The organism is Ideonella sp. (assembly GCF_036277275.1).
Taxonomy (GTDB): Bacteria; Pseudomonadota; Gammaproteobacteria; order Burkholderiales; family Burkholderiaceae_C; genus Ideonella.
In genome coordinates, this window is record NZ_DASUNH010000135.1 from 23,246 (window position 1) to 47,373 (window position 24,128).

The following is a 24,128-nucleotide window of genomic DNA, read 5'->3' on the forward strand; positions in this document are numbered from 1 at the left end:
GGTCGCGCGTGGCGGGTGGCCCAGGGAACGGGGGCACCGCCGCCGCCCTGCCGCCACAACCTCGGCAGTCTGACGGAGCAACTGAGATGACAACTGCCCCAAGCACACCGTTGAAGACTGCGGTCAGCTGGAGCGCCGGCAAGGACTCGTGCCTCGCGCTGCTGCGTGCACGCGAGGCCGGTCTGGATGTGTGCACGTTCCTGACCATGCTCGACACCGACGACCTCAGCAAGAGCCATGCGTTGCCGCGCGAGCTGATCGCGGCGCAGGTCGCGGTGCTCGGCGGCACGTGGCAGCCGGCCGTCGTCGGCCCCGGCGACTACGGCAGTGGCTTCGCCGCACAACTGGCGCTGCTGCGTGCCGCGGGGCACACGCACATGGTGTTTGGCGACATCGACCTGCAGGCCCACCGCGACTGGCTCGAGCCGGCCTGTGAACGCGCCGGACTGCAAGCGGTGTTTCCACTGTGGGGCCTGTCGCGCGATGCGGTTGCGCGCGAAATCATCGCGCGTGGCATTCGCGCCCGCATCGTCTGTGTCGACACGCGATGGCTCGACGAGAGCCATTGCGGCGTCGACTACGACGAGGCCTTTCTGGCGCGCCTGCCTGCCGGGGTCTGCCCCTGCGGCGAAGACGGCGAGTTCCACAGTTTTGTCTGGGACGGACCTGGTTTTGCGCGGCCCCTGGTGCTGGCCGGCGGCGTGCGGCGCCGTGTTGCATCACAACCACCGTTGTCACCAACTGAATTGGTGTTTCAGGCGCCGGTGCTGATGATGCGCACATGAACTGGGCCATCGCCCTGGCGCTGCCGCTGGCCTGGGGCCTGGATGCCGCGTTCGGTGAGCCGCGTAATCGGTTTCATCCAGTCGCGTGGTTAGGTTTGCTGCTCGGTCCGATGGGCCACAGGTTCAGTACCTGGTCACCCGCGGCCGCCTTCGTCGCCGGCGCGATCGCCTGGCTGGTGATCGCAACGGCGCTTGGTGCGGCGGCGTGGTGGGTCCAGCTGTCGTTGCTCAACCACAGCCCCGGATGGGTGGCCCTGCTGCTGTTGGGCCTGTTGCTCAAACCCTGCTTTGCGTGGCGCATGCTGCGCGACGAAGTGGCCGCCGTCGAGAACGCCTTGATGCGTGGCGGCCTGAACCCCGCACGTCAACGTCTATCACGGCTGGTCAGCCGCGACGTGAATGATTTTGGCGACGTCCAGATTCGAGAAACTGCGATCGAAACCTTGGCTGAAAACCTCAATGACTCGGTCATCGCGCCGCTGGCCTGGTTCGCGGTCGCCGGCTTGCCCGGCGCGGTGGTCTACCGCTTTGCCAACACCGCCGATGCGATGTGGGGCTACCGCGGCCGCTATGAATGGGCCGGCAAGTGGGCCGCACGGGCCGATGACCTGTTGTCGTGGTGGCCGGCCCGGCTGACCGCCGTCTTGCTGTGGCCCACGCTGGTGCCGGCGGCCTGGCGCGCACTGCGGACCGAGGCCGCGCGCACGCCGTCGCCCAATGGCGGCTGGGCGATGGGGGCGATGGCCATGCGCCTGAACGTTCGCCTCGGCAAGACGGGAATCTACTTGCTGCATCCCGCAGGCGCGGTGCCCGGCGAATCGCACGTGGTGCAGGCGCTGGATGTCGCCGGCCGCGCTGCGGTGACGGCGGCTGCGGGCGCCACGCTGTTGTGGTGTGCGCGGAGCCTGTGGTCATGAGCCCATCGCGCGCACCCGCTGCCCCGATGCTCGCCCGCACGCCAGTGCGCCCGCATGGCGGCCCCGATGCGCGCGGCGCCGCGCGCTGGGACTTCTCGACCAACGCCAACGCCGCCGGGCCGTGCCCTGCCGCCGATGCGGCGCTGCGCCAGGTCGACGCGACCCGCTACCCCGACCCGAGCTACCAGCGGCTGCGCGAACGGCTGGCGGCCTGGCACGGCGTCGCACCGGCGCGCATCCTGCCGGCGGCCAGCGCGAGCGAGTTCATCCAGCGGATCACCGTCGTCGGCGCGCGCCTGGCTCCAGGGCCCGTGGTGGTGCCGGAGCAGGCCTACGGCGACTACGCTGCGGCGGCGCGGGCGCACGGTCGTACGCTGTGCATCAGTGGCCAGGAGGGCCCGCGCGCCGGCCAGCGGCCGACGCTGCGCTGGTGCTGCGACCCGTCCAGCCCCTTGGGCCTGGATGCACCGCCGCCGGCCGACCTGGGCCAGTGCACGACGGTGCTCGACGCGGCCTACGCGCCGCTGCGCCTGCACGGCCGAGGCACCTGGGCTGGCGCCGCGCGGGACGCGGTGTTCGAGCTGATCAGTCCGAACAAGGCGTTAGGCCTGCCCGGCGTGCGCGGGGCGTATGCCATTGCCCCGCGTGAGGGCCGGGCGCCCGGCGCCGATTGGGTCGAGGCGCTGGTGGCGGCGGAGCCCTCCTGGCCGCTGGGTGCCCATGCAGTGGCGATGCTGGAAACCTGGGTCAGCGACGGCGCGCAACACTGGCTCGCCCGCCAGCGCGACACCTTGCGCGGCTGGAAGGAGCAACTGCTGGCGGTGTTGCAGGATGCCGGCGCGGTGGTCTGGCCCAGCGTCACGCCATTCGTCTGCGCCCAGCTGCCGCCCGGCGTCACCGTCGATGCGCTGCGCGAGCGCGACATCGCGGTGCGCGACACCAGCTCGTTCGGCCTGCCCGGCTGGGTCAGGCTGAATGCGATGCCGCCGGATGCGCTGTGCGCGCTGGCCGAGGCCATCGGCGCCTTGCGCCAACCGGTTTCTTCCTCCCCCCGCTCGACGAAAGGCAATGCATGAAGCCACGCGCGATCATGGTCTGGGGCTGCTCCAGCGGTGCCGGCAAGAGTCTGCTCGCGACCGCCTTGTGCCGCTGGGCGGCGCGGCGCGGCATCGATGTCGCGCCGTTCAAGGCGCAGAACATGAGCAACAACGCGCGCGTCGTCGCGGGTGCGCAGTCCGGCTTCGGCGAGATCGGCGCTGCCCAGTATTTCCAGGCCTTGGCTGCGCGCATTGCGCCGACAGTCGACATGAATCCGGTGTTGCTCAAGCCAGAGCGCGACACTGCCAGCCAGGTGGTGCTGCACGGCAACGTGGCGCCGTGCCTGTCGCGCATGCCCTGGCGTGAACGCAGCAACCAGTTGGCGCTGGCCGCACACGACAGCTTCCAGCGCCTGCGCAGCCAACACGAGCTGCTGGTGATCGAAGGGGCCGGCTCACCGGCCGAGATCAACCTCGCAGCCAACGACTACGTCAACCTCGGCACGGCGCGCTGGGCACGCGACGCCGGCAGCCTGCGCAGCCTGCTGGTGGCCGACATCGACCGTGGCGGCGCCTTTGCCCACCTGCACGGCACCTGGGCGTTGCTGCCCGAAGACCTCAAGCCCACGCTCAGCGGTTTCGTGCTGAACAAGTTCCGCGGCGATGCGTCGCTGCTGGCGCCCGGGCCGGCCGACCTGCAGCGCCTGACCGGCGTGCCGACGATCGGCACCTTGCCGATGCGGCGCGACCATGGCCTGCCCGATGAGGACGGCGTGTTCGACCATGCGCCGACGGCTGCGGCGGCAGGCGCGGCCGAACCGCGCGTGGTCGCGATCGTTGCCTACCCGCATGTCAGCAACCTCGACGAGTTCCAGCCGCTGCGCCAGGTGCCGGGGCTGCGGGTGGTCTGGGCGCGCAGCGTGGCCGACCTGCACGGTGCGCACTGGATCGTGCTGCCGGGCTCCAAGCAGGTCAGCAGCGACCTGACGTGGCTGCGCCGCCAGGGGCTGGACCGCATGGTGCGACTGCATGCGGCCTCGGGCCGCCCGTTGCTGGGCGTGTGCGGCGGCCTGCAGATGCTGGGCCAGTCGCTGGCCGATCCGGCCGGTGTCGATGGCGAGGCTGGCAACTGGCCCGGCCTCGGCCTGTTGCCGCTGGCCACGCACTACGAAGCGCCGAAGCAGGTCGAGCGCACGCGCGCTCGTTTCGAAGCGCCCGGTGGTCATTGGGCGCCGCTCGGCGGTGTCACGTTGTCGGGCTACCAGATCCGCCATGGCGTGACGCGCCCGGTGGGCGACGCCACCGGCCACGCGGTGCTGCACGATGTCGACGGCCGCACGTTGGCGTGGCAGGCAGGCCCGGTGCTGGGCACCACGTTGCACGGCCTGTTCGAATCGGCCAGCGTGCTGCGAGCGCTGTTCGGCGCCCAGGTGCGCAGCCTGGATGACAGCTTCGACGTGCTGGCCGACATGGTCGAAACCCATTTCGCGCCCGCTGCGCTGCAGCAGCTGCTGAGTTCTGTTTGAGCGATTGATCCGACCCCTTGAGTTGTTGACTTGATGAGCCAGCCCATCGGCCCGAACGCCGGCCCCCAACGCATCGTCTGCCTGACCGAAGAGACCACCGAGTGGCTGTACCTGCTGGGCGAGGAACAGCGCATCGTCGGCATTTCCGGCTACACCGTGCGGCCGCGCCGCGCACGTGAGGAGAAGCCCCGCGTTTCGGCCTTTCTCGACGGCAAGATCGACAAGATCGTCGCGCTCGAGCCCGACCTCGTGATCGGCTTCTCGGACATGCAGGCGGCGCTGGCCGACAAGCTGATCCGCGCCGGCCTGAACGTCTTCATCACCAACCAGCGCAGCGTGGCCGAGATCCTGGGCACGATGCGGCTGGTGGCCGGCCTGGTCGGCGCACACGCCAAGGCCGAGGCCTGGATCGCCGACTGGCAGCAGCGCACCGACGCGCTGGCCGCCGTGGCGCAGGGCTGGCCACGCCGGCCGCGCGTGTACTTCGAAGAATGGGACGAGCCGAAGATCAGCGCCATCCAGTGGGTCTCCGAACTGATCGGCCTGGCCGGCGGCGACGATGTGTTCCCCGAGCTGGCGCAGCAGCGCATGGGCCGCGACCGCGTCGTCGCCGACGCGCTGGAGCCGGCACGCCGCGCACCCGACGTGATCGTCGGCTCGTGGTGCGGCAAGAAGTTCCGGCCCGAGCACGTGGCCGCACGTGAAGGCTGGCGCGACGTGCCGGCGGTGCGTGACAGCCGGCTGCACGAGATCAAATCCTGCGACATCCTGCAGCCCGGCCCGGCCGCGCTGACCGACGGCCTGCAACAGCTGCACCGCCTGTTCGCCGATTGGGCGGCGCATGCCCGCTTGCCGGCCATCCACCCGACCAACGCCTGACACCACACCATGAGCCTGACCTTCGACATTGCCGACATCCACGACGACACCCTGGCGCGTCGTGTCCAGCACCGCATCGACCGCAAGACCAAGCCGCTGGGTTCGCTGGGCCGGCTCGAATCGATGGCGTTGCAGCTGGCGCTGGTTCAGGGACGTGACAACCCGCACCTGGAAGCCCCGCAGCTGGTCGTGTTTGCAGCCGACCACGGCATCGCCGCGCGTGGCGTGTCGGCCTACCCGAGCGACGTGACCTGGCAGATGGTCGAGAACTTCCTCGCCGGCGGCGCCGCGGTGTCGGTGCTGGCGCGCCAGCATGGCCTGGCGCTGACGGTGGTCGACTGCGGCGTGCGGCACGAGTTCGCGCCGCGGCCCGGGCTGGTGGTGGCCAAGGTCGCCCCCGGCTCGGACGACGTGAGCCTCGGCCCGGCGATGAGCGCGACCCAGCGTGAACTGGCAATGGCGCACGGCGCCGCGCTGGTGCGTGACCTGCCCGGCAACGTGTTGCTGCTGGGCGAAATGGGCATCGGCAACACCTCGGCAGCCAGCCTGCTGATGGCGCGCCTGACCGGCCAACCGCTGGCCGATTGCGTCGGCCGCGGCACCGGGCTCGACGACGCCGGTCTGGCGCGCAAGCTCGCGGTGCTGGCGCAGGCGCTGCAGGCCAACGCCTACGCGCAGACGCCGCTGGAAGCGCTGGCCGCACTCGGTGGGCTGGAGATCGCGACGATGACCGGTGCGGTGCTGCAAGCCGCACAGCAGCGCCGGCTGATCGTCGTCGACGGCTTCATCACGACCGCCGCGGTGGCGGTGGCCGCGGCGCTGGCGCCGGCGGTGCTGCAGCGCTGCGTCTTCGCCCATGCCTCGGCCGAAAGCGGCCATGCCCGCTGGCTGGTGCAGCTGGGCGCCTGGCCGCTGCTCGACTTGGGGCTGCGCCTGGGCGAAGGCTCCGGCGCGGCGCTGGCCTGGCCGTTGATCGAATCGTCATGCCGCCTGCTGGCCGAGATGGCCAGCTTCGAAACAGCGGGTGTCAGCGACCGCGACGGCGCGGCATGACGCCTGCGCCCATCGGCGCCGCGGCGACCGTGCGCGACCAGCTGCAGCATCAACTGCGCCTGGTCTTCGTCGCGCTGCAATTCCTGACACGGATGCCGGCGCCGCGCTGGGTCGGCTACCAGCCCGACTGGCTCAACCAGTCGGCGCGGCATTTCACGCTCGTCGGCGGCCTGGTCGGCGCCTTCGGTGCGCTCGTCCTGGCCGGCGCAGCGTGGGGGTGGCCGCCGATGGTGGCGGCGCTGATCGCGCTGGCAGCCTCGTTGGCGCTGACCGGCGCCTTCCACGAAGACGGCCTGGCTGACAGCTTCGACGCGCTGGGAGGCGCGGTCTCGCGCGAGCGCGCACTGCAGATCATGAAGGACTCGCGCATCGGCAGTTATGGCGCCGCGGCCCTGGTGCTGGCGCTGGCCGGCCGCGCGGTGCTGTGGGCCGAGCTGATCGCACGCGACACCGGGTTGGCCGTCGCGGCGCTGGTGCTTTCGGCTGCTTGGGGCCGCAGTGCGGCGGTGTTGCTAATGGCTTGGCTGCCGTATGCCGGCGATGCAGAGCACGCCAAGGCCAAGCCGCTGGCGCAGTCGGTCGGCCGCATCGAGCTTGGCTGGACGCTGGCCTGGTCCCTGGTGGCGGCCACCCTGGCGAGCATGGCGCTGCCAGCGGGCCGCCTGGCCGCAGCGCTGGCTGCGACGGTGCTGATGGTGGTGGTGATGCAGCGTTGGCTGACGCGCCGCCTCGGCGGCTACACCGGCGACACGCTTGGCGCCACCGAACAACTCACCGAGCTGGCGGTGCTGTTGGTGCTGGTCGCCCGCGTCGGGTCGTCATGACGACGGCGGCCGATGCGCCGGCGCTGGTCTACGCCTGGCGCCATCCGCGTCCGCACGGTGCCGAAGGCCGCTGTATCGGTGCCCGCACCGACTTACCCATCGACCCTCGTCGCGCCAAGCGCCTGGCGCACCGCATCCGCCGATGGGCACGCCTTCACCACCTGCCGCGCATCGTGGCCACGTCGCCCTTGCGACGCTGCGCCGCGGTCGGGCGCTGGCTGAGACACTGGGGCTGGGTGCACCGCATCGACACGGCCCTGATCGAAGTCGATTTCGGCGCCTGGGACGGCCAGCCTTGGCCGATGATCGCCGTCAGCGAGATCGACGCCTGGTGCGCGGACTTTCACCGTCATGCACCCGGCGGCGGCGAGCCGCTCGTGCAACTGCTGGAACGTGCCGCTGCCTGGCGGCCGGCCGACGCCCACTGCGTTGTCACCCACGGGGGCTGGCTGCTGGCGCGGCATTGGCAACAGCAGCATCCGGACGGCCGTGCGCCACGCGCCGCCTATTGGCCGCCAGCGCCGCACTATGGCGAGTGCATGGTGCTGCGCGCTGCAGAAGACAACCCGGCCGGGCCTTGAACCTGGGTGGGTGCTCCGGCCCCGGCCGCCGTTCCGCTGCGGGTGCGCGTTCTACTTGGCCAGTGACGACACGAAGGCCTGGATCGCCCGGGCCGCGCCGTGCGGTGCAACCTGCAGCAGGCCGTGCGGCCCGGGCAGGTCGACGACCTGCACACCCGGCCTCAGCGATGTCAGCCAGCGGGTCGCCGCGGCGGGCACCAGGCGATCTTCGGCCGCCGTCAGGCACAGCGTGGGCGCCGCGACCTGCGCCCATGCGGGGGAGACGTCGACGGCCAGCACGGCGCGCAGCCGTGCCCGCATCACGGCAGGCGATACCGGCGCCAGGATCCGGGTCAGGGTCGACCGCCAGGCCGCATTCGACGCCCGGCCGAACAGTGACCAGGCCAGCACACGCACCGGCAGCGCCTTTACCGGCAGCCACCCCACCAGCGGCCGCAGCCAGGCCATCCAGGGGTGAGGGGAGCGCACGAAGCTGCAGCACAGCACGAGCGCCTTCAAGCCCACCGGCGCTTCGGCCGCCAGCGTGACGGCGATCGGCCCCGAGAACGACTCGCCGAGCAGCACGTAGGGCCGGTCCCGTGGCAGCTCGGACCGCGCCATCGACACCAGGTCCGCGTAGCCCGCCGGCCGATCGACCGGGTAGCGCACGATCTGCAGCGTGAATGCGGGGCCCAGCGCCGCCGCCAAGGGTGCGAACAACTGGCCGGTGCCGTCCATGCCCGGCAGGAGCACCAGGTGGGTCGTGCGCCGCGCGGCGGGTGGCACCCCGGTGCTGGTCAACGTGGCCGGTGTCACACCGCGTGCTGCCAGTGCAGACCCTGCGGCAGCTCGGGTGGGCCGAACAGGAAGTGCAGCACACGGCGCCGGCTGCGACCGCTGGCCTTGGACGAGGCATGCAGCAGCAGCGGACGCAGCAGCAGTGCGTCGCCCGGGTCGGCTTCGCAGACGACCTCCGTCGAGCTGGCCCGCAGGCGCGAGGCTTCGTCATCGGCCAGCAGACCCCGCCGATGGCTGCCGGGCACGACGCGCAGCGGCCCGTCGATCGCACGGCATTCGTCCAGATGCACCCGCACCGCGACGAGTTGTTCCAGCACCTGTACCGGCGCCAGCACAAAGAGGCTGCCTTCCTTTTCGGACCAGCCGCGCCAGCCCGGTGCGTCGACCCGCGCCGCGACCGGGATGCTCAGGTCCTGGTGGACCGGTACCAGCCAGTTGCGGGTGCTCGACTTCTCGAAGTAGGTGCACTGCACCGCCTTGGCACCGCGGGGCAGGTGCGGTGCGATCGACGCCTGTCCGCCCAGCCGCTGCGCCAGTGCGGCGCACCAGGCATGCGACAGCAGGCAGCGGGTGCCGGCACTGCCGCTGCCGCTCAGGCCCAGCCTCTGCGCGACGGCCTCGCACTCGTCGTGCGGCAGCACGCCGCGCAGCGCAACGAAGCCGTCTCGGTGGAAGTCGTCAGGCGTTGGCGATGTCATCGGGCCGCGCGGCGTTCGAGCCACTCGAAAACCCCCATGCCCGCCAGCATCGCCAGCGCGAACACCAGGGCCTGGGCTTGACCGGTGCCCAACGCCACCAGCGCCGGACCCGGGCACAGGCCGACCAGGCCCCAGCCGATGCCGAACAGCAGGCTGCCCCCGATCAGGCGGCGGTCGATGCGGCCGGTCGCGGGCAGCTTCGTCTCCAGGTCGAGCAGCGACGAGCGGCGTCGGCGGGCGAGCGCAAACGCCGGTGACGCCACTGCGATGGCGCCGGCCATCACCAGCATCAGCGACGGGTCCCAGGCTCCGGCCAGGTCCAGGAACGCGAGCACCTTGGCGGGTTGGGCCATGCCGGAGACCAGCAGGCCCCAGCCGAAGACCACGCCAGCGAGCAGGGCAGCGAGCATCGCGACCATGACAGTGCCTCAGCCGGCCAGGAGATGGCGCATCAGGAAGACTGTCGCGAAGCCGGCCGCCATGAAGGTCAGCGTCGCGACCAGCGAGCGCAGCGACAGCCGCGACAGGCCGCACACGCCATGGCCGCTGGTGCAGCCTGAGCCGTAGCGGGTGCCGATGCCGACCAGCAGGCCTGCTGCGGCCAGCGTGCCGAAACCGGCGTCGATCTGGCTGTGGACCGGCCCCCAGGCCCACTGGTACAGCACCGGAGCGGCGATGAGCCCGCCGACGAAGGCGACCCGCCAGGCGATGTCGCCTCGAACCGGCGCGAGCAGCCCACCGAGCACACCGCTGACGCCGGCGAGGCGGCCGTTGAGCAGCACGAGCATCGCCGCCGCGATGCCGATCAGCGCCCCGCCGGCGAATGCGGGCCCGGGGGTGAATGCGTTCCAGTCGATGGTCATGGCGTCGTCGGATCGGGAGGGGTTGCACCACGTGGCGGCCTGGGTGGCCATAGTTGGCGAGATCATGCCTGCGTGGCAGGCGGTGGGCGCGATGCCGATGGCAGGACAGGTGTCGCGAGGGCCTGGTCGAATTGTGCGTGGAGTCGCCCACCGCCGCCTCGAGCGAAGCGTCAGCGGGCGCGCGCGTCGTAGATCACGCGACCCGCGCGCCACGTGGTCTTCACGTCGGCGAACGCAGCCGGATCGGTGGCCGGGTCGCGCCGCAGCAACACCAGGTCCGCGTCCATTCCGACAGCGATTCGGCCCTTGCGTGCGGCGTGGCCGAAGCGCTCGGCCGGCGCGGTCGTCAGGCTGGCGAGAATCGCCCGCCAGTCGAGCCCGGCACCGGCCATGAGCTCGTATTCGCGCCGCGTGTCGAACCACTCGATGTAGCCGACGTCGGTGCCGAACAGCACCTGGCCACCGGCGCGGGCGAAGGCGCCTACCTGTTGCTGGCCGGCCGCGACGAAGCGCTGCACGACGTCCGGTGGTGCGCTGTCGTTCTTCAGCTCGATCTCGATCAGGGTCAGCGTCGGCGTCAGCGCCATGCGGCGATCGGTCAGGCGCTTGACCAGCTCGGGGCTCCACGGGCCCTCCGTCGGCGTTGGGTGGGCCAGCACGTCGACACCACTCGTGATCGAGATGTCCAGCCCCTGCAGCGTCGTCGGGTGGGCAAAGGCAGGCTTGTGCTGCCGGTGGGCCTCGTCGACCAGTGCGGCGGCGATCGTCCGGTCCATCGGCAGCACGCCGACCGGGCCACCGACGATGGCGCCGGCCATCATCTTCACGCCATCGGCGCCGTCGGCCAATTGCAGGCGCGCGCGGGACTGCGCCTGCGCGGCGCTGGCCACCTCCATGCTCGGCACGTTGAGTTGCTGGAACAACTCGCGCACATAGATCGGCGTGCCGCCCTCGGGGAAGAACAGCGCGTCGGTCGTCAGGATCATCGGGCCGGCCACCTCGCCGGTATCGATGCGGCGGCGCAACGCGCGTGCCCCGCCCGGCAGCGAGCCAATGTCGAACACGGCGGTGAAGCCCCAGCGCGTCAGCATCGCCTGCAGCGCGGCGTCCAACTCGGGCGCGGTGGCCCGCCGTGCATCGCGCAACGGTGGCGGCAGCAGGTGCACGTGGCTGTTCCAGAAGCCGGCTGTCAGCACTGCCCCCTGGGCGTCGACCACCGCCGCGCCCCGCGGCACGGCGATGTCGGCCGTCGGGCCGACCGCGGCGATGCGGCCGTCGCGCACCAGCACCGTGCCACGTTCGATTGCCGCCGCATCCGGTGCCGTGTAGAGGCGCGCGCCGACGATCGCCAGTTCGTCCGCGATTGCCGGCATGCTCGCGGCGCACAGCCAGGCGCTGGCCAGCACCCGAATGGTCTGCTTCAGCCAGGCGTGCATCAGTCTTCCTTCGTGTAGGGCGCCCCGAACTCGTCGGGCGGGAACGCGTCGAACTGCGGCAGCCCGTCACCAATCGTCGACCACGATGCCTTCGAGGCGACGTGGATGTGCACGACTGGCCGCACGCCGGGGTCGTCGTCCAGCCCGCCGGCCGGGATGATCACATGCGAGCCCTCGTCCTCGAGCACCGGCATGTTCGACCCGCAGCCGGTGCAGAACGCCCGCAGGTTGCCCGGCGATGATTCGTAGGTCTTCACCAGCTCCTCGCCGGCGGTCCAGCGAAAGCCGGCGCCGTCGGCATGCAGGAAGCTGCCGAAAGCCGCGCCGTGCACCTTGCGGCACATCGAGCAATGGCAGTGGTTGATGAACTGCGGTGCGCCATCGAGTTGATAGCGCACCTGACCGCACAAACACGAACCTCGGATCATCGCCGTCAGCCCCTTCGTTGTTCGACCAGCTCGCGCATCGGCGCCGGCAGGCTGCTGCGCAGCCGCCGGCCGATCGCCGCTTCGTGGCGCTGCCAGTAAATGCCCACAGCGACCACCGCCAGGCCAATGGCCGTCAAGGCCAACGGGAACAGCAGGCTGTCCTTGAAGACCGAGTACGACAGGTGGCCGAGGTAACCCGCCAACCCCAGGCCGCCGACGACTGCGAAGATGCGGCGCGACAGCGCGGCGCCGATCGCGATCATCAACACGTTGATCGCGCAGTAGATGAGCTTGCCGAACTCGCTGCCCGAGTCCATGCTGCTCAAGGCGCCCCAGAAGGTCAGCACACCGAAGATGTAGAGCCAGAACGCGAAGTCCTTGGTGTGGCGCGAGCGCAGGTCGACCCAGAAGGCCAGCAGCGTCATCGCGAGGCCAAACCACAGCGAGACGAACCGGCCGAGATCGGAGAAGAAGCTCGTGTCATCGGCGCCCAGCAGCAGCGGTGTCAGGTCCATGCTCATGTACCACAGCGTCACCGCGACCGGCATCACGAGGAAGGGCAGCCGGTAGCGCCACAGCGCGATGGCCGCGGCGGCCAGCGTCGCGAACTCCATCACCAGCCAGCGCCAGTCGATGTAGCGGTGGTAGTCGCGGTAGGCACCCGCATGGCTGCCGTCGGCCCAGAAGCCCAGTGCGTTCTGTGCGCCGTAGACGGCGAGCGGCACCATCACCACGGCCAGCACGGCGGTGATGCCGGCCGGCAGCGTGAGGTGCTGGCGCTCGAGCAGGTATTCGGTGAGCAGCAGCGCGGCCACGCCGTAAACGATCGACACGACCAGCAGGCCGCCGCCGCCGAAGGTCTCCCAGCCCAGCGTCATGAACAGCGTCATCGCGCCGATCGCGATCAGGCCGCCGAGGTAGTACAGGATGTGGGCAGCCTTGAAGCTGGGCGTGTCGTGGCCGCGTTCGCGCTCATGCTCGGCCAGAAAGGCCCACAGCGCCTGGGCTTGCTCGGTGCTCAGCAGGCCGCGTCGAGCGGCGTCGTCGAGCAGCGTGGGTGTGATCTGCACGGTCATCCCTTCGTTGTATGGGGGGCGCTGTTCGAAGAAGACCAGCCCGGCCGCTTGCCCAGGTCACACCACATGTGGACCTTGTCGACGAAGCCCGTGCCCAGCTGGACCGCGAACGGCTCGGTGCCGAACGGCACGAAGCCGCAGGCGGCGTACAGGGACTGCGCCGCCGCATTGCCGGCGGTGACCGTCAACTGCACCAGCAGCGTGTCGGGCCGCTGCGCTGCCTCGGCCAGCACCGCTTGCACCAGCTGCCGGCCCAGCCCGCGTTGACGGTGTTGCTGCGGCACGTACATGCCGAACAGCGTGGCCTTGTGGCGCGAACGTTCACGCGCCTCGAATGACAAGCCGGCGACGCCGGCCAGCTCGCCGCCCATCCAGGCGCCCAGCACCCTCTCGCGCGCGTCGGCGCCGGGCTGCAACCGCTGGTGCCACCAGCTGATCGGCAGCGGGCCGCGCTCGGCCACGCTGGCGGTGAAGGCTTCGGGGTGCAGCGCATAGCCTTGCAGCATCAGCGTGCGGTAGGTTTCGGCGTCGGCCGGGGTCAGTCTCGTGATGGTCATCAAGGCGGCATCATGCCAACACCGCCGATGACGGCAAGGCATGTCATCGCGGTGGCCGCCGGCAGACCATCAGCAAGGCCGGTCCGTCCGGCGTGGCGACTTCGCCCAGCGGCTCGAAGCCGGCCCGGCAGTAGCAGCGGATCGCACGCTCGTTGTCCGGCGACGGATCGGTCTGGACCTTGCTGACCGCCGGGTCCTCGAACAGCTGCGCGACGAAGGCCCGCACCATCGCGCTGCCCAGGCCTTGGCCGAGTTGATCGGCGTGGGCCAGGAACTGGTCGATGCCGCGGGCGCCGGGGTCGGCCTCGTCTTCCCACCAGCCATCGCCCGAGCCCATCACCACGTAGCGCTGGATGAAGCCGATCGACTCGCCGCCGCGCAAGGCGATGAAGCCTCGCGTGCCGGATTGGTCGTTCGCCTTCGGCAAGAAGTCTTCGGCCAGCTCGGCCAGCGACGATGGTTCGCCCCACCATTGCCGCACATGCGGCCGCGCCAGCCACCCGTGCAGCAGCGGCAGGTCGTCGGCTCGCAGCGGCCTGAAGCTCAGCCGGGCCCCGTTGCCGTTTGTCATGCGGGCGCCGCCTCCATGCGTCGCGTCAGCAGGCTGCGATGAAAGGCCTGTTCATGGTGCAGCGTGTTGCGCGCGGTGTGGTCGCGCACCTGCGGCGTGTTGGCCAGCTTGCCGGCTGCCTCGGCCACCGGGCAGCTGGCGAAGCCCAGCCGCCGCCAGTAGCCCCCGGCACCGGTGCTGAACAGGTAGAGCTCGGTCAAGCCCATGCACAGCGCGTCCGAGGCAAGCCGGTGGTAGAGCGCCAGGCCCAGCCTGCGCGAACGGTGGCTGGGCCGCACGAACGCCAGCCGCACCAGACCGGCTGCGCCCTGCCATTCGAGACCGATGGTGCCGACGATCTGGTCGCTGTCGCAGGCGGCCCAGTAGCGACATGGCGGTTGCGCAAAATCAGCCGGCAACCGGCCCTGCCGGCGCAGAAAGGCCCGGGCATCCTGCAGGCGCTCGTCGAACAGTTCGGTGATGTGGATCGCGGGGATCATTCGGCTGTCTCGGGCGGTCGGGGCGGGTGCATGGGCCGGCGTCTGCAAATCGCTCGACCTGGACCCGGCCCGCTGCCAGCAGCGAACAACGGCTCATGGGGTGCGCCCGAATCGGACGTTAGCGTGAAGACGCCGGCGCGATACTAGACGCTGGCGCCGGCTCTGGCAACGCGCCGCCACCGGCTGCCCTCCACCTTAGGGGTTCAACCGCCCTGTTTGAAGGCTTCGCAGGGGTCGGGCCGCGGTTCGCGCACCGTCTGCTGCAGCTGATCGTAAGCACCCACGGACGGGTTGTCCCCCTCTTCGACCAACGCGACCGCAACAATGGCCGAGTTCGGCACGCCAGCGGCGCGCAGGTAGTGCGGCACCCCGCGGTCGCGTCGCACGTGACCATTGCCAGCGATCAGGACGACGCGGCTGCCGGCTGGCGCGGCCAGCATCGCCTGGGCCATGCGGGCGTCGCGCACACGCTGCGCCAGGGCCATTGGTGCGATCTGCGCTGCCGGCAGCGCGCCGCAATGGCCTTGCGCGATGTCGGCTTCGGCGTCGCGCTGTTGCTGAGCGGTCCAGCCAGGCGCGTCGAGCAGTGGGCGCAGACCGGCTGGCACCGAGCCTTCACGCACCACGGCGCGGATGCGCTCGCGCGGCAGGTTGCCGCCGGCGAGCTCGGCCCGGCCGGCCAGTGCCGCGTCGAACAGCGGCTGGTGCAGCGGCCAGCGCCAGGCCTTGCCGTCCAGCCCGCCGGCCAGGGCGATCGCGTGGCTGTCGGCGGGCGTGGCATTGCGGGCATCGTTCAGCGCGGCGTCGCGTGTCGCATCGAGCTGTTCGAACACCACCCGCGTCGGCCGGCCATCGGCCAGCAGGGCCTGCAGCCATTCGGCGCGCAGGCGATGGTGACGCGGGTTGTCGTGCACCTCACCCAGCAGCACGAAGCGTGCGTCGGCCAAGCCGGGCGGCAGCGTGGGTGGGGGATGCGCGCAGCCGGCAAGGGCCAGGGCCAGCAACAGGCGCGACAGGGTCCGTGAGGTCTTCATGGGCGTTGGCGGGTACCGGCGCTGCGGCGCGGCGCGACCGCAATGCTGCCATCGGGCAGCGGCACGCCGTGCAGGCCGACACCATACAGCCGCTCCAACGCCGGCAGGGCGGCCAGTCCGGCGGGCTGCGTGTCGTCGATCAGGTGGCCATCGCGCACCAGCCAGAGACGATCGAACGACGACAGCGCCTGGCCCAGGTCGTGCAGCACGGCGACCAGCGCATGGCCGCGGGCGTGGGCGTAGGCCTGCAAGGTGTCCATCAGCTCCAGCTGCAGGGCCGGGTCCAGCGCGGCCAACGGTTCGTCGACCAGCAGCAGCCCTCGGTTGACGTCCCACAGCTGCGCCAGCACGCGGGCCAATTGCACCCGGGCCTGCTCGCCGCCGGACAGGCTGTCGAAACGGCGCCCATGCAGGTGCGCCGCGCAGGCCGCCCGCAGCGCATCGCGCACGATCTGGGGTCGGGCCGGGTCCGGCTCCCGCGCGAGGCGGCCCAGGCCGACGACCAGCGCGACCGGCAACCCGAAAGCCACCGCATGCGATTGCGGCAACACGGCACGGCGTTGCGCCAGCTCGGCACGTGGCCAGGCGCCGAGCGGCCGGCCGTCGACCAGCACCTGGCCGGTGCCGGGCGCGAGCTCGCCGGCCATCAGCCGCAGCAGCGTCGACTTGCCGGCGCCGCTGGGGCCCAGCACCGCGATCCGTTCGCCGGCCTGTAGCTCGGCGTCGAAGGGCCCGAAGCGACGCGCGCCCTGGCTTGGCTCGGCGCGGCGCAGCGCGAGCAATGGGGTGGCGACGATGGGTGTGCCGGTGGTGCTGGGCAGGGTGTCAGCGAGCATCGTGAGAGGTCAGGTCGTGCCGCTGCGCGCAGCGCCGCGCAGCATGGCCAGGAACAGCGGCGCGCCCAGCAGCGCCGTGAAGATGCCGACCGGGATTTCGGCCGGCAGCGCGATCGTGCGGGCCACCGTGTCGGCCGCCAGCAGCAAGGCGCCGCCCAGGCCGGCGGCCAGCGGCAGCAGGCGGCGCTGGTCGGCACCGACCAGCAGGCGCGCCAGGTGCGGCGCCATCAACCCGATGAAGCCGATCACGCCGCACCAGGCCACCGACAGGCCGCACAGCAGTGCGACCAGCGCGATCACCTGCGCACGCAACCGTGCCACGTCCAACCCGACATGACCGGCCGCCGCCTCGCCCAGCGCCAGCGCGTTCAGGCCGTTGGACAGGTGCAAGCTGGCGGGCAGCGCCAGCACCAGCACCGCGCCGAGCACGACCACGACGCCCCAGTGGCCACCGGCCAGCGAGCCGAGGGTCCAGAAGTTCAGGCTGCGCAACTGCTCGTCGGTGGCGAGGAAACTGCACAAGCCCACCACCGCCATCGTCAGCGCGTTCAGCGCCAGGCCGGTCAACAGCAGGCCGGCGACCGAGCCGGGTGTCAGCCAGCGCGCCAGACGGTCCAGCCCGAAGCAGACGGTGAGACCGCCGGCCAGCGCCGCGGCCGGCAGCACCCAGGGCCGCCACACCTCGGGCACGGGGGTGTGCGCGCCGGCGAACAGCGTCAGCACCAGCGCTGCGGCACAGGCCCCACCGCTGGTGATGCCGAGCAGCCCGGGGTCGGCCATCGGGTTGCGAAACAGGCCTTGCGCCAGCGTGCCGGCCAGGCCCAACCCGGCGCCGACACCGAGCGCCAACAGCGCCCTCGGCACCCGCAGCTGCCACAGCACCTGGGCGCCCCCGCTCATCGTCTCGACGCGCCAAGGGGCTACCCAGTCGGCAGCATTGACAGGCACGGCGCCGAGCTGCACCGTGCCGGCGAGCAGCACCAGCACCAAGGCCAGCACGGCGGTGCCGGCACCCAGCGGCCAGCCCTGATCGCGCGGCAACCGGACCAGGGTGTGCAACGGGGTCATCGTGCCGCGCCGCCGCGCAGCGCTTCGGCCAGCGTCGTCATTGCCGACGGCAGGCGCGGGCCGAAGCCGAGCAGCCACAACGCGTCCAGGCTGGCCACGCGGCGTGCGCGGCCGGCCGGCGTGGCGGCCAGGCCCGGAGCGCGCAACAGACCGTCGATGCCGCCGGCCGCTTCGAGGCCCTGGTTGGTGACCAGCAGCACGTCCGGCGCGGCGGCGATCGCGGCCTCCGGGTTCAGCGGCTTGTAGCCGTCGAAACCACTCAGCGCGTTGGTCGCGCCGGCCAGGCGCAGCATCGCGTCGGCCGCGGTGCGCTGGCCGGCCACGCGGACCTGGCTCATCGAATGCGCCAGGATGAACAGTACGCGCGGCGCCGGCCCGGACAGCGCCGCCACCTTGGCCGACGCGGCCTGCGCGTCGCGCTGCAATTGCGCGGCCAGCGCGCGGCCGGCGTCTTCGCGGCCCAGCAGCGCCGCGAGCTGTCGTGTGCGCTCGGCCACACCGGCCACGCTGTGGTCTGCCGCCAGCACCTGGACCGGCACCTTGGCCGCTTCGAGTTGGCGCAGCACCGCCGGCGGGCCGGCCTCTTCGCCGGCGACCACCAGCGTCGGTGCCAGCGACAACACGCCCTCGGCCGACAACGAACGCGCGTAGCCGACATTGGGCAGCGCGCGGGCAGCGGCCGGGTACAGCGAAGTCGTGTCGACGCCGACGAGCAGGCCCTGCGCGCCGAGCGCATAGACCGTCTCGGTGACCGCACCGCCGATGCTGACGACACGCGTGGCCGGCGCGGCGGCCCGGCCCCAGGGCGCGGCGAACGCGAGCCCGACACCTTGGACGAGATGGCGCCGCGTGATCATGGCGTGCACCGTGCGCTGGCGTCGTCCGCCAGGCTGGCCAGCAGCTCCCGCCATTCGCAGCGCTCGGCCTGGCCGGGCTTGCGCTCGCCGAAGAACATCGCAATCGTGCGGCCGGCCGCGTCGAACAACTCCAACGAGCTGACGAGCCCGTCGACGGTCGGCTTGCGCACCAGCCAGGCGCTGGTGATATGGTCTTCGCGCAGGTGCAGGTTGAAGCCCGGGTCCAGCACGTTCAGCCAGGGGCCCATCAGTTCGACGCGGCGCACCGGGCCGCTGTGGATCTGGATCATGCCGGGGTTGCCGACGAAGACCATGATCGGCAGGCCCTGTTGCGCGGCGCGCAGCAGCAGCTCTTGCGCCGTGCCGGGCTCCACCGCCTGCGCGAACTCGGGCGAGGCCAGGCGCAGCGCCTGGGTGCGGCTGAGGCCGTGGCGGCGCAGCAGGCCGAAGAACTCGTGCGTGTCGCGCAGCGCCGCCCAGGCGGCCTGGAAGGCGGTGACATCGACCTCGGCATCGGGCGTCTCGGCCCTGGTTGCCAGCTCAGGCTTCGGCGCGATGCCCGGTTCGGTGGCCTCGTTGTCGGCGAACTGCTCGACCAGTCGGTCGTAGGCGGCCCGGCTGTCCACGTCGCGCAGGAAGACTTTGTGGATCGCGGTGCCGTGCGCGTCGAAGAACTGCAGGCTGCACTGCAAGCCTCGCGGCGTGTGCTCGCGCACCGCGAAGCCGTGGGCCCAGTGGGCGTAGAACACACGCAGGTCGATCGCGCCGCCGAGCACCAGGCCGACGGCGCCATCGACACTTGCGCCGCGGTAGGTGCCGACCTTCTCGTGCACGCACGAGGCGTTGCGCGTCAGCGCCGTCACGTCGCCCAGGCTTTCCAGCGCCTGCATGATCATGGGCCACTCGGCGCGCAGGCGTTGCGCGCGCAACGGGGATTCGTCGAGGTCGAAGGCCGTCGCATGGGCGGCGATCAATTCACCTTCGCCGACGCCCAGATCGTCGGCGATGTCGCGATGGCGTCGTGCCGGCGGTTGGCGCCCCTCGGCGAAGGCGCGGCGCAGGCGGGCGTGGGCATCGGCCGACGTGTCACCGATGGGGTCGAGCAGGGCGTTCATCTCGGATGGTCCTTTCAAAAGTCGGCGCGCAGCGCGAGCTGCACGCTGCGGCCGGGGGCGCTGTAAGCGAGGGTGGACGGGCCGTCGGACAACCCGCGCACGTCCGACCAACGCCAGTAGGTCTCGTCGAAGACGTTCAGCAGCGCACCGCGCAGCGACCAGGTCGGGTTCAGGCGCCAGCTGGCGAACAGGTCGACCACGTCGGCATCGCGCGGCAGGAACTGGGTGGCACGGCTGGCGCTCGGCACGTCTTTGGCGGCCTTGCCGTCGGCGTGCTGCCACTGGGCCATCACGTTCCACGCACCGGCGTCGTAGCGCAGCGCGAAGCGGGCACGCAGCGGGTTCACCGTGTCCAGCGGCTCACGCTCGCCGCCGACATCGCTCTGACCTTGCGTGCGGGCCATGGCGAACTCGCCGCTCCAGGGGCCGCTGGGTTTCCACCGCAGCCGCAGCTCGCCGCCGCGGATGCGTGCGTCGGTCAGGTTGACGTACTGGAACACCGCCGGGTCGTTCGGCGTGAAGCTGCCGCCGACCATCTGCTGGCTGATGAAGTCGCGGTAGCGGTTGTCGAACAGTGCGACCTGCCAGTGCAGCGTGTCGAGCTGGCCGCGGGCGCCGATCTCGATGCTGCGCGCATGCTCGGGCTTCAGGTCGGGGTTGCCGATCGACGTGTAGCCCGAGGCCGGGTTGCTGAACCCGTTGTTGACCTGGTCCGGCTGCGGCGCACGAAAGCCCAGTGCCCATTGCGCATACGGCGCGAAGACCAGCGAGAGGCGCCAGATGGCCCCCAGCCTCGGCGTCACCGCCTGGTCGCCGAGCGACACCGTCTCGCCACCGAAGCCAGAAGATGAAGTTGGCACCAGGCTGAACTTGTCGAAGCGCAGCGCGGGAATGAACGTGAACGACTCGGTGTCGATCTCGCTCTGCACGAAGGCGCCGACGGTGCGGTAGCGCGTATCGGGGAACGGCTTGCTCGGGAAGGTCTCGCCGAAGGGGGGCACCGTACCGTCACGCTCGCCTTCGATGTTCGATTGCGCGAGATCCAGGCCGAAGCTCAGGCGCTGCGGCAGACCGCCGCGCAGCAGCGCGACACCCAGGGTCGACAGGCCGATGCTGCGCTCCTCGAAGCGGTTGTCGCGGGTGCGGTCAGGCGAGAACGCGCGCTCTTCGGTGTGGAACTGCGTGACCTCGGCGCGCTGGGCGTACAGCTGGGTGCGCCACTCGGTGAGCCATGGTGCGTGGGCGTTCGCGTACCGGTGCGAGAGGCTCAGCCGCTGCCGCCGGACCTCGTCGTCAGTCACCAGGCTGACGGTCTGGTTCCCGAACGGGTTGGTCTGCGACGGCGGCTCGGGCACTTCGGCGACGGCGGTCAGCACGTCGATGTGCTGATCACGACGGCGCGCGTCGAGCGTGGCCTCGAAGCTGTGCTGTGGGTTCGGCTGGTAGCTCAGCGAACCGAGCAGGCTGGTCGCGTCGTGATCCAGCGGGTTGGGTGATGTGCGGTCGCTGAAGCGGCTGTCGTTGTCGCCCTGGTTGTCGGTCTCGTGGCCACGGCGGTGGCTGACGAGCAGCAGGCCCTGCAGCGGCGTGCCGCCCATCGCCAGCGCGGCGGTGGCGTTGATCGAACGGTCGACCGAATGGGTGCCGAGCTTGACGAAGCCCGCCAGCGTCTTGCCGTCGGTCAGCAGGTCGCTCGCGCGCAGCGTGCGCAGCGCCAGCGCGCCCGCCAAGCCGTCGCTGCCGTACTGCGACGAGCTCGGGCCGCGCAGCACCTCGGCCGATGCCAGCGTGTCGACATCGATGAAGTCGAGTCGGCCGGTGGCGAACGGGCCGAAGCTGAACGCGCTGGGCAGTCGCACGCCGTCGACCAGCAACAGCACCTGGTTGCCTTCGAGGCCGCGAATGTTCAGGCCCTCGTTGCCGGGCCGGCCGGTGGAGGAACTGGCGCTCAGGCGCGGCTGTGCGGCGCGCACCGAGAGGTCGACCTCGTCGTCGAGCAGGTCCTTCAGGTCGCGTGCGCCGCGCCCCTCGATCGCTTCATGGTCATGGGCGGTGACGGTGGCCGCCACTTCGTCGAGTGCGCGCTCGGTGCGGGTGGCCGTGACGCTGACCGGTGGCAGCGGCGCTTGTTCGCGCGGGGCGCCGATCTGCGCGGGGGTTTGGGCATGAACCGGGTAGGCCAGCGCGAGGCCGAGGGCCAGCAGGCTGAAGGCGAAGGAGGCGGACAAGGGCAGGGCGCACGCGCGGCGCGGGTGGTACGACAACATCGAACGTCGGGCTCGTCACAAAAAGGGCACGGGCTGGCGACGAAGCTGGCGTTGTGCTGAACCGGGGCGATGGCCCCGAGGGTTTGGAAAAGGGAACGGCTCAACCAGGCTGGCAAAGCAGCGCGGAATGCGCGGTGGAAGGTTCGGGTGCAGGGCGGCCGGGCAGCACCAGTTCACGCATCAGGCTGGCCAGCGTCGCGCGCGGGATCACGCGGCGCCAGTGGTAGCGCGGATGGGTGCAACCGATCGTTGCCTCGCCGCCGCGCGCGAGGGCGGCGCGGAACAGCGGGTCGAGCTGGAAACGCAGAAAGTGCACGCCGCTCGGGCGGTCGAGGTGGCGGCACGGCAGATCGTCGTTGACCGACGCGACGACGCGCGCCTGGCCCCGCAGCTCGACATAGATCGCCCATACCGCCTCGTTCAGCAGCGGCATCAGCTGCTCGCGTTCGGCCGCGTCGGGCAGCTCGATCATCAGCGTGGCTTTCCACTGCGCGCCGTTGGGAACCAGGTGGGCGTAGGTGGTGATCTCTTCGCGCACAGCCTCTTCGTCGTCGGCGCTGCGGTCGACCCACAGCACCTCCTGGATGTGGTGGCGCACCGTGAGTTCGTCTTCGAACTGCAGCCGCAGGTGCGGGCCGAGCGCCAGCGTGCGCTGGCGGCGGTGCGCGATCAGGCGCTGGCGGTGTTCGTGCCGGTGCAGGCTGTAGGCCTGCAGCGTCATCAGGTCGGCGGCGTCGATCATGGCTGCACCTCGTCGGTCGGGTGCAGCGTGGGTGTCAGGTCGGCCAGTGCGCGGCGCAGGCTGGCGCTGCTGGGGTTGTCGACGAACACGCAGCGTTTGCCGGTGCGTTTGCAATGGTCTTTCACGCGCCAGTAGGCGTTGTGGCTGATGCAGCCGGTCTGGCAGATCACCAGATCGGCGGCGGCCAGCGTGGTGTCCAGCCGCGCGACGTTGTCTTCTTCGCCACCGTCGTGGTGCATGAAGCGTCCGCCGACGTCTTCGACCAGCCGGCGGTAGACGGGCAGGCTGGCGGCGCGGCCGCCAACGCAGAGCACCGAGCGGTCGCTCAGTGGCGGTGTGGAGTCGATGGTGCCGGCGTCGTCCGCCAGCGTCAGCTGCGGCCGTGGGTCGAGCTGGACGGCATGCAGTGTGGCCAGCGCTTCGCTGGCGCGGTGGCGTTCGCGTTCGAGCTCATGGCGGGCCTTCAGCAGGGCGCGCTCCAGGTCCTGGATACGCTCGATCTGCTGCGCGACCTGGCGCGTCAGCTCGTCGCGGCTGCGCAGCGCCGGCACCGCGGCTTCGAGCGCCTGCAGATCTTCCTGCAGCGCGGCCAGCATCGTGTCGCGACCCACCAGCTCGGCTCGGGCCCGCACCAGCGCGGCGTTCTGCGCATCCTGCTTGCGCGCGTGATCGGCAGCCTGCTGCACGCAGCGCTGTTGCGCCGCGCCGAGTTCACGCGCCAGCACTTCGTTTTCCGACAGCAGTGCGTTCAGCTTGGCCAGGTCGGCGCGGTCGGCGGCGCCGTTCTGGTGCTGGATCATGTGGATGTCGGCCAGCACCGACTCTTCCAGCGTGGCGTCACAACGTGGATGGGTCAGCGTGGCCCACAGCGCGCCGGGCACGTCGCGCCCGACCGTCTGGCCGGCCCACCAGGCGGCCAGCGCCTCGGTGGTCTTCAGTGCACGGGTGGCGCGCAGCGCGACGGCGTAGCGGTGGTCGAGCTCCTTTTGCAACGCCTCGGCGATCGCGCCGCGCTGGCGGCATTCGCCATTGACGCCGCAGTGCAGCTCGTAGTCGCTCGCGACGGCGTGACCGCCCAGCACCTTGTCGACCAGGCGGCGCACCGCGGCCATCGGCAGGCACACACCGACGACCGGGCAATGGGCGTGGCGGCTCAGCTCCCACAAGCGCCGACGGCGCGAGCCGCGGGTTTCGGAAGCCAGATTCAGGGCAGGGGCACGGCAGCCGCAGGCTGCGGCCAGATCCATGGGCACGGCATCCGCCGCGGGCGTGGTGGGCATGCGCTGGCCTTTCGGTCAAGAGGCATGCACGGGGCTGGCGAAACGCTGGCTGGTGCGTGGCAGGGGCGGGAAATGGCGCCCAAAGGCGCGGGGCTTACTTGGTGAGGATCAGCTTGCCGGTCCCCGTGCGACGCAGGCGGTAGACCTGATCGCCGTGGCTGATCAGCGCTTCATCGCTGCCGGCGAGCAGTTCCTCGCTGCGCCATTGGGGCCCGGTGGGCGCAGGCAGCGGGATGCTGGTGGGCACCGGGGTGGTTGGCGTGCCCGGAGGTGCGGGCGGGATGGATGTCATCATTCGCTCATCGTAATACGAGCGATTCTCATTTGCGAGAAATAGACCACTTCTGGGATACGGAATAGGGCCGCACCAACGCCACGGCAAGTCGTTGGTAAACGTTTCCTGTATCTATTGAAATGAGAATCGTTCCTATTACAATCGGCC

Annotated in this window: 27 protein-coding genes; 8 read left to right on the forward strand and 19 right to left on the reverse strand. The window is 71.0% G+C overall.

What is annotated here, in order from left to right; translation table 11 throughout:
* The first annotated feature begins 86 nt into the window (after positions 1-86).
* Genes VFY73_RS22795 through VFY73_RS22830 form a run of 8 tightly spaced genes read left to right on the forward strand, consistent with a single transcriptional unit; the run spans position 87 to position 7,602 of the window.
* Positions 87-785: an adenosine nucleotide hydrolase gene (locus tag VFY73_RS22795; RefSeq protein ID WP_329723100.1), complete on the forward strand. Its 699-nt coding sequence runs from the start codon at positions 87-89 to the stop codon at positions 783-785.
* The gene (cbiB, locus tag VFY73_RS22800) at positions 782-1,702 is read left to right on the forward strand and encodes an adenosylcobinamide-phosphate synthase CbiB (protein WP_329723102.1); all 921 of its coding nucleotides are present in this window, start codon (positions 782-784) and stop codon (positions 1,700-1,702) included. The genes VFY73_RS22795 and cbiB overlap by 4 nt, the downstream gene beginning before the upstream one ends.
* Entirely contained in the window at positions 1,699-2,778 is a 1,080-nt protein-coding gene (locus VFY73_RS22805) for an aminotransferase class I/II-fold pyridoxal phosphate-dependent enzyme (protein WP_329723104.1), read from the forward strand. Before cbiB ends, VFY73_RS22805 begins: the two co-directional genes overlap by 4 nt.
* Complete coding sequence (locus VFY73_RS22810; RefSeq protein WP_329723106.1) at positions 2,775-4,265, forward strand: cobyric acid synthase; 1,491 nt, start codon at positions 2,775-2,777, stop codon at positions 4,263-4,265. The genes VFY73_RS22805 and VFY73_RS22810 overlap by 4 nt, the downstream gene beginning before the upstream one ends.
* A 33-nt stretch (positions 4,266-4,298) precedes the next feature.
* Complete coding sequence (locus VFY73_RS22815; RefSeq protein WP_329723108.1) at positions 4,299-5,144, forward strand: cobalamin-binding protein; 846 nt, start codon at positions 4,299-4,301, stop codon at positions 5,142-5,144.
* Between the two features lie 9 nt (positions 5,145-5,153).
* Positions 5,154-6,197, forward strand: a complete 1,044-nt coding sequence (gene cobT, locus VFY73_RS22820) for a nicotinate-nucleotide--dimethylbenzimidazole phosphoribosyltransferase (RefSeq protein ID WP_329723110.1) — start codon at positions 5,154-5,156, stop codon at positions 6,195-6,197.
* Positions 6,194-7,021, forward strand: coding sequence for an adenosylcobinamide-GDP ribazoletransferase (gene cobS / locus VFY73_RS22825; RefSeq protein ID WP_329723112.1), 828 nt, complete (start codon positions 6,194-6,196; stop codon positions 7,019-7,021). Before cobT ends, cobS begins: the two co-directional genes overlap by 4 nt.
* On the forward strand, positions 7,018-7,602 hold the full coding sequence (locus VFY73_RS22830) for a histidine phosphatase family protein (protein WP_329723114.1): 585 nt from the start codon (positions 7,018-7,020) through the stop codon (positions 7,600-7,602). The genes cobS and VFY73_RS22830 overlap by 4 nt, the downstream gene beginning before the upstream one ends.
* Before the next feature lie 51 nt (positions 7,603-7,653).
* On the opposite strand, the gene VFY73_RS22835 is transcribed toward VFY73_RS22830, so the two are convergent.
* The 19 genes from VFY73_RS22835 to hemP all read right to left on the reverse strand — a co-directional run bounded on the left by VFY73_RS22835 (position 7,654) and on the right by hemP (position 23,981).
* Complete coding sequence (locus VFY73_RS22835) at positions 7,654-8,382, reverse strand: alpha/beta fold hydrolase (RefSeq protein ID WP_329723115.1); 729 nt, start codon at positions 8,380-8,382, stop codon at positions 7,654-7,656.
* Between the two features lie 11 nt (positions 8,383-8,393).
* Positions 8,394-9,077: a phytanoyl-CoA dioxygenase family protein gene (locus VFY73_RS22840; RefSeq protein ID WP_329723117.1), complete on the reverse strand. Its 684-nt coding sequence runs from the start codon at positions 9,075-9,077 to the stop codon at positions 8,394-8,396.
* On the reverse strand, positions 9,074-9,496 hold the full coding sequence (locus tag VFY73_RS22845; RefSeq protein ID WP_329723119.1) for a DUF6691 family protein: 423 nt from the start codon (positions 9,494-9,496) through the stop codon (positions 9,074-9,076). The genes VFY73_RS22840 and VFY73_RS22845 overlap by 4 nt, the downstream gene beginning before the upstream one ends.
* Before the next feature lie 9 nt (positions 9,497-9,505).
* Complete coding sequence (locus VFY73_RS22850) at positions 9,506-9,940, reverse strand: YeeE/YedE family protein (RefSeq protein ID WP_329723121.1); 435 nt, start codon at positions 9,938-9,940, stop codon at positions 9,506-9,508.
* 170 nt (positions 9,941-10,110) lie between these two features.
* Positions 10,111-11,376 carry an amidohydrolase family protein gene (locus VFY73_RS22855; RefSeq protein ID WP_329723123.1) on the reverse strand — a complete coding sequence of 422 codons (1,266 nt, stop codon included), beginning with the start codon at positions 11,374-11,376 and terminating at the stop codon, positions 10,111-10,113.
* Positions 11,376-11,804 carry a GFA family protein gene (locus VFY73_RS22860; protein ID WP_329723125.1) on the reverse strand — a complete coding sequence of 143 codons (429 nt, stop codon included), beginning with the start codon at positions 11,802-11,804 and terminating at the stop codon, positions 11,376-11,378. The genes VFY73_RS22855 and VFY73_RS22860 overlap by 1 nt, the downstream gene beginning before the upstream one ends.
* Positions 11,805-11,809: 5 nt before the next feature.
* Positions 11,810-12,880, reverse strand: coding sequence for a DUF2157 domain-containing protein (locus tag VFY73_RS22865; RefSeq protein ID WP_414654514.1), 1,071 nt, complete (start codon positions 12,878-12,880; stop codon positions 11,810-11,812).
* Entirely contained in the window at positions 12,877-13,437 is a 561-nt protein-coding gene (locus tag VFY73_RS22870) for a GNAT family N-acetyltransferase (protein WP_329723129.1), read from the reverse strand. The genes VFY73_RS22865 and VFY73_RS22870 overlap by 4 nt, the downstream gene beginning before the upstream one ends.
* A 43-nt stretch (positions 13,438-13,480) precedes the next feature.
* Positions 13,481-14,008 (reverse strand): GNAT family N-acetyltransferase, encoded by a 528-nt coding sequence (locus VFY73_RS22875; RefSeq protein WP_329723131.1) that lies wholly within the window; start codon positions 14,006-14,008, stop codon positions 13,481-13,483.
* Positions 14,005-14,487, reverse strand: coding sequence for a GNAT family N-acetyltransferase (locus tag VFY73_RS22880; protein WP_329723133.1), 483 nt, complete (start codon positions 14,485-14,487; stop codon positions 14,005-14,007). Before VFY73_RS22880 ends, VFY73_RS22875 begins: the two co-directional genes overlap by 4 nt.
* A 203-nt stretch (positions 14,488-14,690) precedes the next feature.
* Positions 14,691-15,521, reverse strand: a complete 831-nt coding sequence (locus VFY73_RS22885) for a ChaN family lipoprotein (RefSeq protein WP_329723135.1) — start codon at positions 15,519-15,521, stop codon at positions 14,691-14,693.
* Complete coding sequence (locus VFY73_RS22890) at positions 15,518-16,357, reverse strand: ATP-binding cassette domain-containing protein (RefSeq protein WP_329723137.1); 840 nt, start codon at positions 16,355-16,357, stop codon at positions 15,518-15,520. Before VFY73_RS22890 ends, VFY73_RS22885 begins: the two co-directional genes overlap by 4 nt.
* Before the next feature lie 9 nt (positions 16,358-16,366).
* Positions 16,367-17,425: an iron ABC transporter permease gene (locus tag VFY73_RS22895; protein ID WP_329723139.1), complete on the reverse strand. Its 1,059-nt coding sequence runs from the start codon at positions 17,423-17,425 to the stop codon at positions 16,367-16,369.
* Entirely contained in the window at positions 17,422-18,282 is an 861-nt protein-coding gene (locus VFY73_RS22900) for a heme/hemin ABC transporter substrate-binding protein (protein WP_329723141.1), read from the reverse strand. Before VFY73_RS22900 ends, VFY73_RS22895 begins: the two co-directional genes overlap by 4 nt.
* Entirely contained in the window at positions 18,279-19,397 is a 1,119-nt protein-coding gene (locus VFY73_RS22905) for a hemin-degrading factor (RefSeq protein WP_329723143.1), read from the reverse strand. Before VFY73_RS22905 ends, VFY73_RS22900 begins: the two co-directional genes overlap by 4 nt.
* Positions 19,398-19,411: 14 nt before the next feature.
* Positions 19,412-21,625 (reverse strand): TonB-dependent hemoglobin/transferrin/lactoferrin family receptor, encoded by a 2,214-nt coding sequence (locus VFY73_RS22910; RefSeq protein WP_329723145.1) that lies wholly within the window; start codon positions 21,623-21,625, stop codon positions 19,412-19,414.
* 139 nt (positions 21,626-21,764) lie between these two features.
* Entirely contained in the window at positions 21,765-22,406 is a 642-nt protein-coding gene (locus tag VFY73_RS22915; protein ID WP_329723147.1) for a DUF3501 family protein, read from the reverse strand.
* Complete coding sequence (locus VFY73_RS22920) at positions 22,403-23,686, reverse strand: DUF2325 domain-containing protein (RefSeq protein WP_329723149.1); 1,284 nt, start codon at positions 23,684-23,686, stop codon at positions 22,403-22,405. The genes VFY73_RS22915 and VFY73_RS22920 overlap by 4 nt, the downstream gene beginning before the upstream one ends.
* A 94-nt stretch (positions 23,687-23,780) precedes the next feature.
* Complete coding sequence (gene hemP, locus VFY73_RS22925) at positions 23,781-23,981, reverse strand: hemin uptake protein HemP (protein WP_329723151.1); 201 nt, start codon at positions 23,979-23,981, stop codon at positions 23,781-23,783.
* Positions 23,982-24,128: the final 147 nt, after the last annotated feature.

What these genes read in the sequence shown, in the direction of transcription:
- VFY73_RS22795 (WP_329723100.1), top strand. Translation starts at nt 87, where the DNA reads ATGACAACTGCCCCAAGCACACCGTTGAAGACTGCGGTCAGCTGGAGC.
- cbiB (WP_329723102.1), top strand. Translation starts at nt 782, where the DNA reads ATGAACTGGGCCATCGCCCTGGCGCTGCCGCTGGCCTGGGGCCTGGAT.
- VFY73_RS22805 (WP_329723104.1), top strand. Translation starts at nt 1,699, where the DNA reads ATGAGCCCATCGCGCGCACCCGCTGCCCCGATGCTCGCCCGCACGCCA.
- VFY73_RS22810 (WP_329723106.1), top strand. Translation starts at nt 2,775, where the DNA reads ATGAAGCCACGCGCGATCATGGTCTGGGGCTGCTCCAGCGGTGCCGGC.
- VFY73_RS22815 (WP_329723108.1), top strand. Translation starts at nt 4,299, where the DNA reads ATGAGCCAGCCCATCGGCCCGAACGCCGGCCCCCAACGCATCGTCTGC.
- cobT (WP_329723110.1), top strand. Translation starts at nt 5,154, where the DNA reads ATGAGCCTGACCTTCGACATTGCCGACATCCACGACGACACCCTGGCG.
- cobS (WP_329723112.1), top strand. Translation starts at nt 6,194, where the DNA reads ATGACGCCTGCGCCCATCGGCGCCGCGGCGACCGTGCGCGACCAGCTG.
- VFY73_RS22830 (WP_329723114.1), top strand. Translation starts at nt 7,018, where the DNA reads ATGACGACGGCGGCCGATGCGCCGGCGCTGGTCTACGCCTGGCGCCAT.
- VFY73_RS22840 (WP_329723117.1), bottom strand. Translation starts at nt 9,077, where the DNA reads ATGACATCGCCAACGCCTGACGACTTCCACCGAGACGGCTTCGTTGCG.
- VFY73_RS22845 (WP_329723119.1), bottom strand. Translation starts at nt 9,496, where the DNA reads ATGGTCGCGATGCTCGCTGCCCTGCTCGCTGGCGTGGTCTTCGGCTGG.
- VFY73_RS22850 (WP_329723121.1), bottom strand. Translation starts at nt 9,940, where the DNA reads ATGACCATCGACTGGAACGCATTCACCCCCGGGCCCGCATTCGCCGGC.
- VFY73_RS22855 (WP_329723123.1), bottom strand. Translation starts at nt 11,376, where the DNA reads ATGCACGCCTGGCTGAAGCAGACCATTCGGGTGCTGGCCAGCGCCTGG.
- VFY73_RS22860 (WP_329723125.1), bottom strand. Translation starts at nt 11,804, where the DNA reads ATGATCCGAGGTTCGTGTTTGTGCGGTCAGGTGCGCTATCAACTCGAT.
- VFY73_RS22865 (WP_414654514.1), bottom strand. Translation starts at nt 12,880, where the DNA reads ATGACCGTGCAGATCACACCCACGCTGCTCGACGACGCCGCTCGACGC.
- VFY73_RS22870 (WP_329723129.1), bottom strand. Translation starts at nt 13,437, where the DNA reads ATGACCATCACGAGACTGACCCCGGCCGACGCCGAAACCTACCGCACG.
- VFY73_RS22875 (WP_329723131.1), bottom strand. Translation starts at nt 14,008, where the DNA reads ATGACAAACGGCAACGGGGCCCGGCTGAGCTTCAGGCCGCTGCGAGCC.
- VFY73_RS22880 (WP_329723133.1), bottom strand. Translation starts at nt 14,487, where the DNA reads ATGATCCCCGCGATCCACATCACCGAACTGTTCGACGAGCGCCTGCAG.
- VFY73_RS22885 (WP_329723135.1), bottom strand. Translation starts at nt 15,521, where the DNA reads ATGAAGACCTCACGGACCCTGTCGCGCCTGTTGCTGGCCCTGGCCCTT.
- VFY73_RS22890 (WP_329723137.1), bottom strand. Translation starts at nt 16,357, where the DNA reads ATGCTCGCTGACACCCTGCCCAGCACCACCGGCACACCCATCGTCGCC.
- VFY73_RS22895 (WP_329723139.1), bottom strand. Translation starts at nt 17,425, where the DNA reads ATGACCCCGTTGCACACCCTGGTCCGGTTGCCGCGCGATCAGGGCTGG.
- VFY73_RS22900 (WP_329723141.1), bottom strand. Translation starts at nt 18,282, where the DNA reads ATGATCACGCGGCGCCATCTCGTCCAAGGTGTCGGGCTCGCGTTCGCC.
- VFY73_RS22905 (WP_329723143.1), bottom strand. Translation starts at nt 19,397, where the DNA reads ATGAACGCCCTGCTCGACCCCATCGGTGACACGTCGGCCGATGCCCAC.
- VFY73_RS22915 (WP_329723147.1), bottom strand. Translation starts at nt 22,406, where the DNA reads ATGATCGACGCCGCCGACCTGATGACGCTGCAGGCCTACAGCCTGCAC.
- VFY73_RS22920 (WP_329723149.1), bottom strand. Translation starts at nt 23,686, where the DNA reads ATGCCCACCACGCCCGCGGCGGATGCCGTGCCCATGGATCTGGCCGCA.
- hemP (WP_329723151.1), bottom strand. Translation starts at nt 23,981, where the DNA reads ATGATGACATCCATCCCGCCCGCACCTCCGGGCACGCCAACCACCCCG.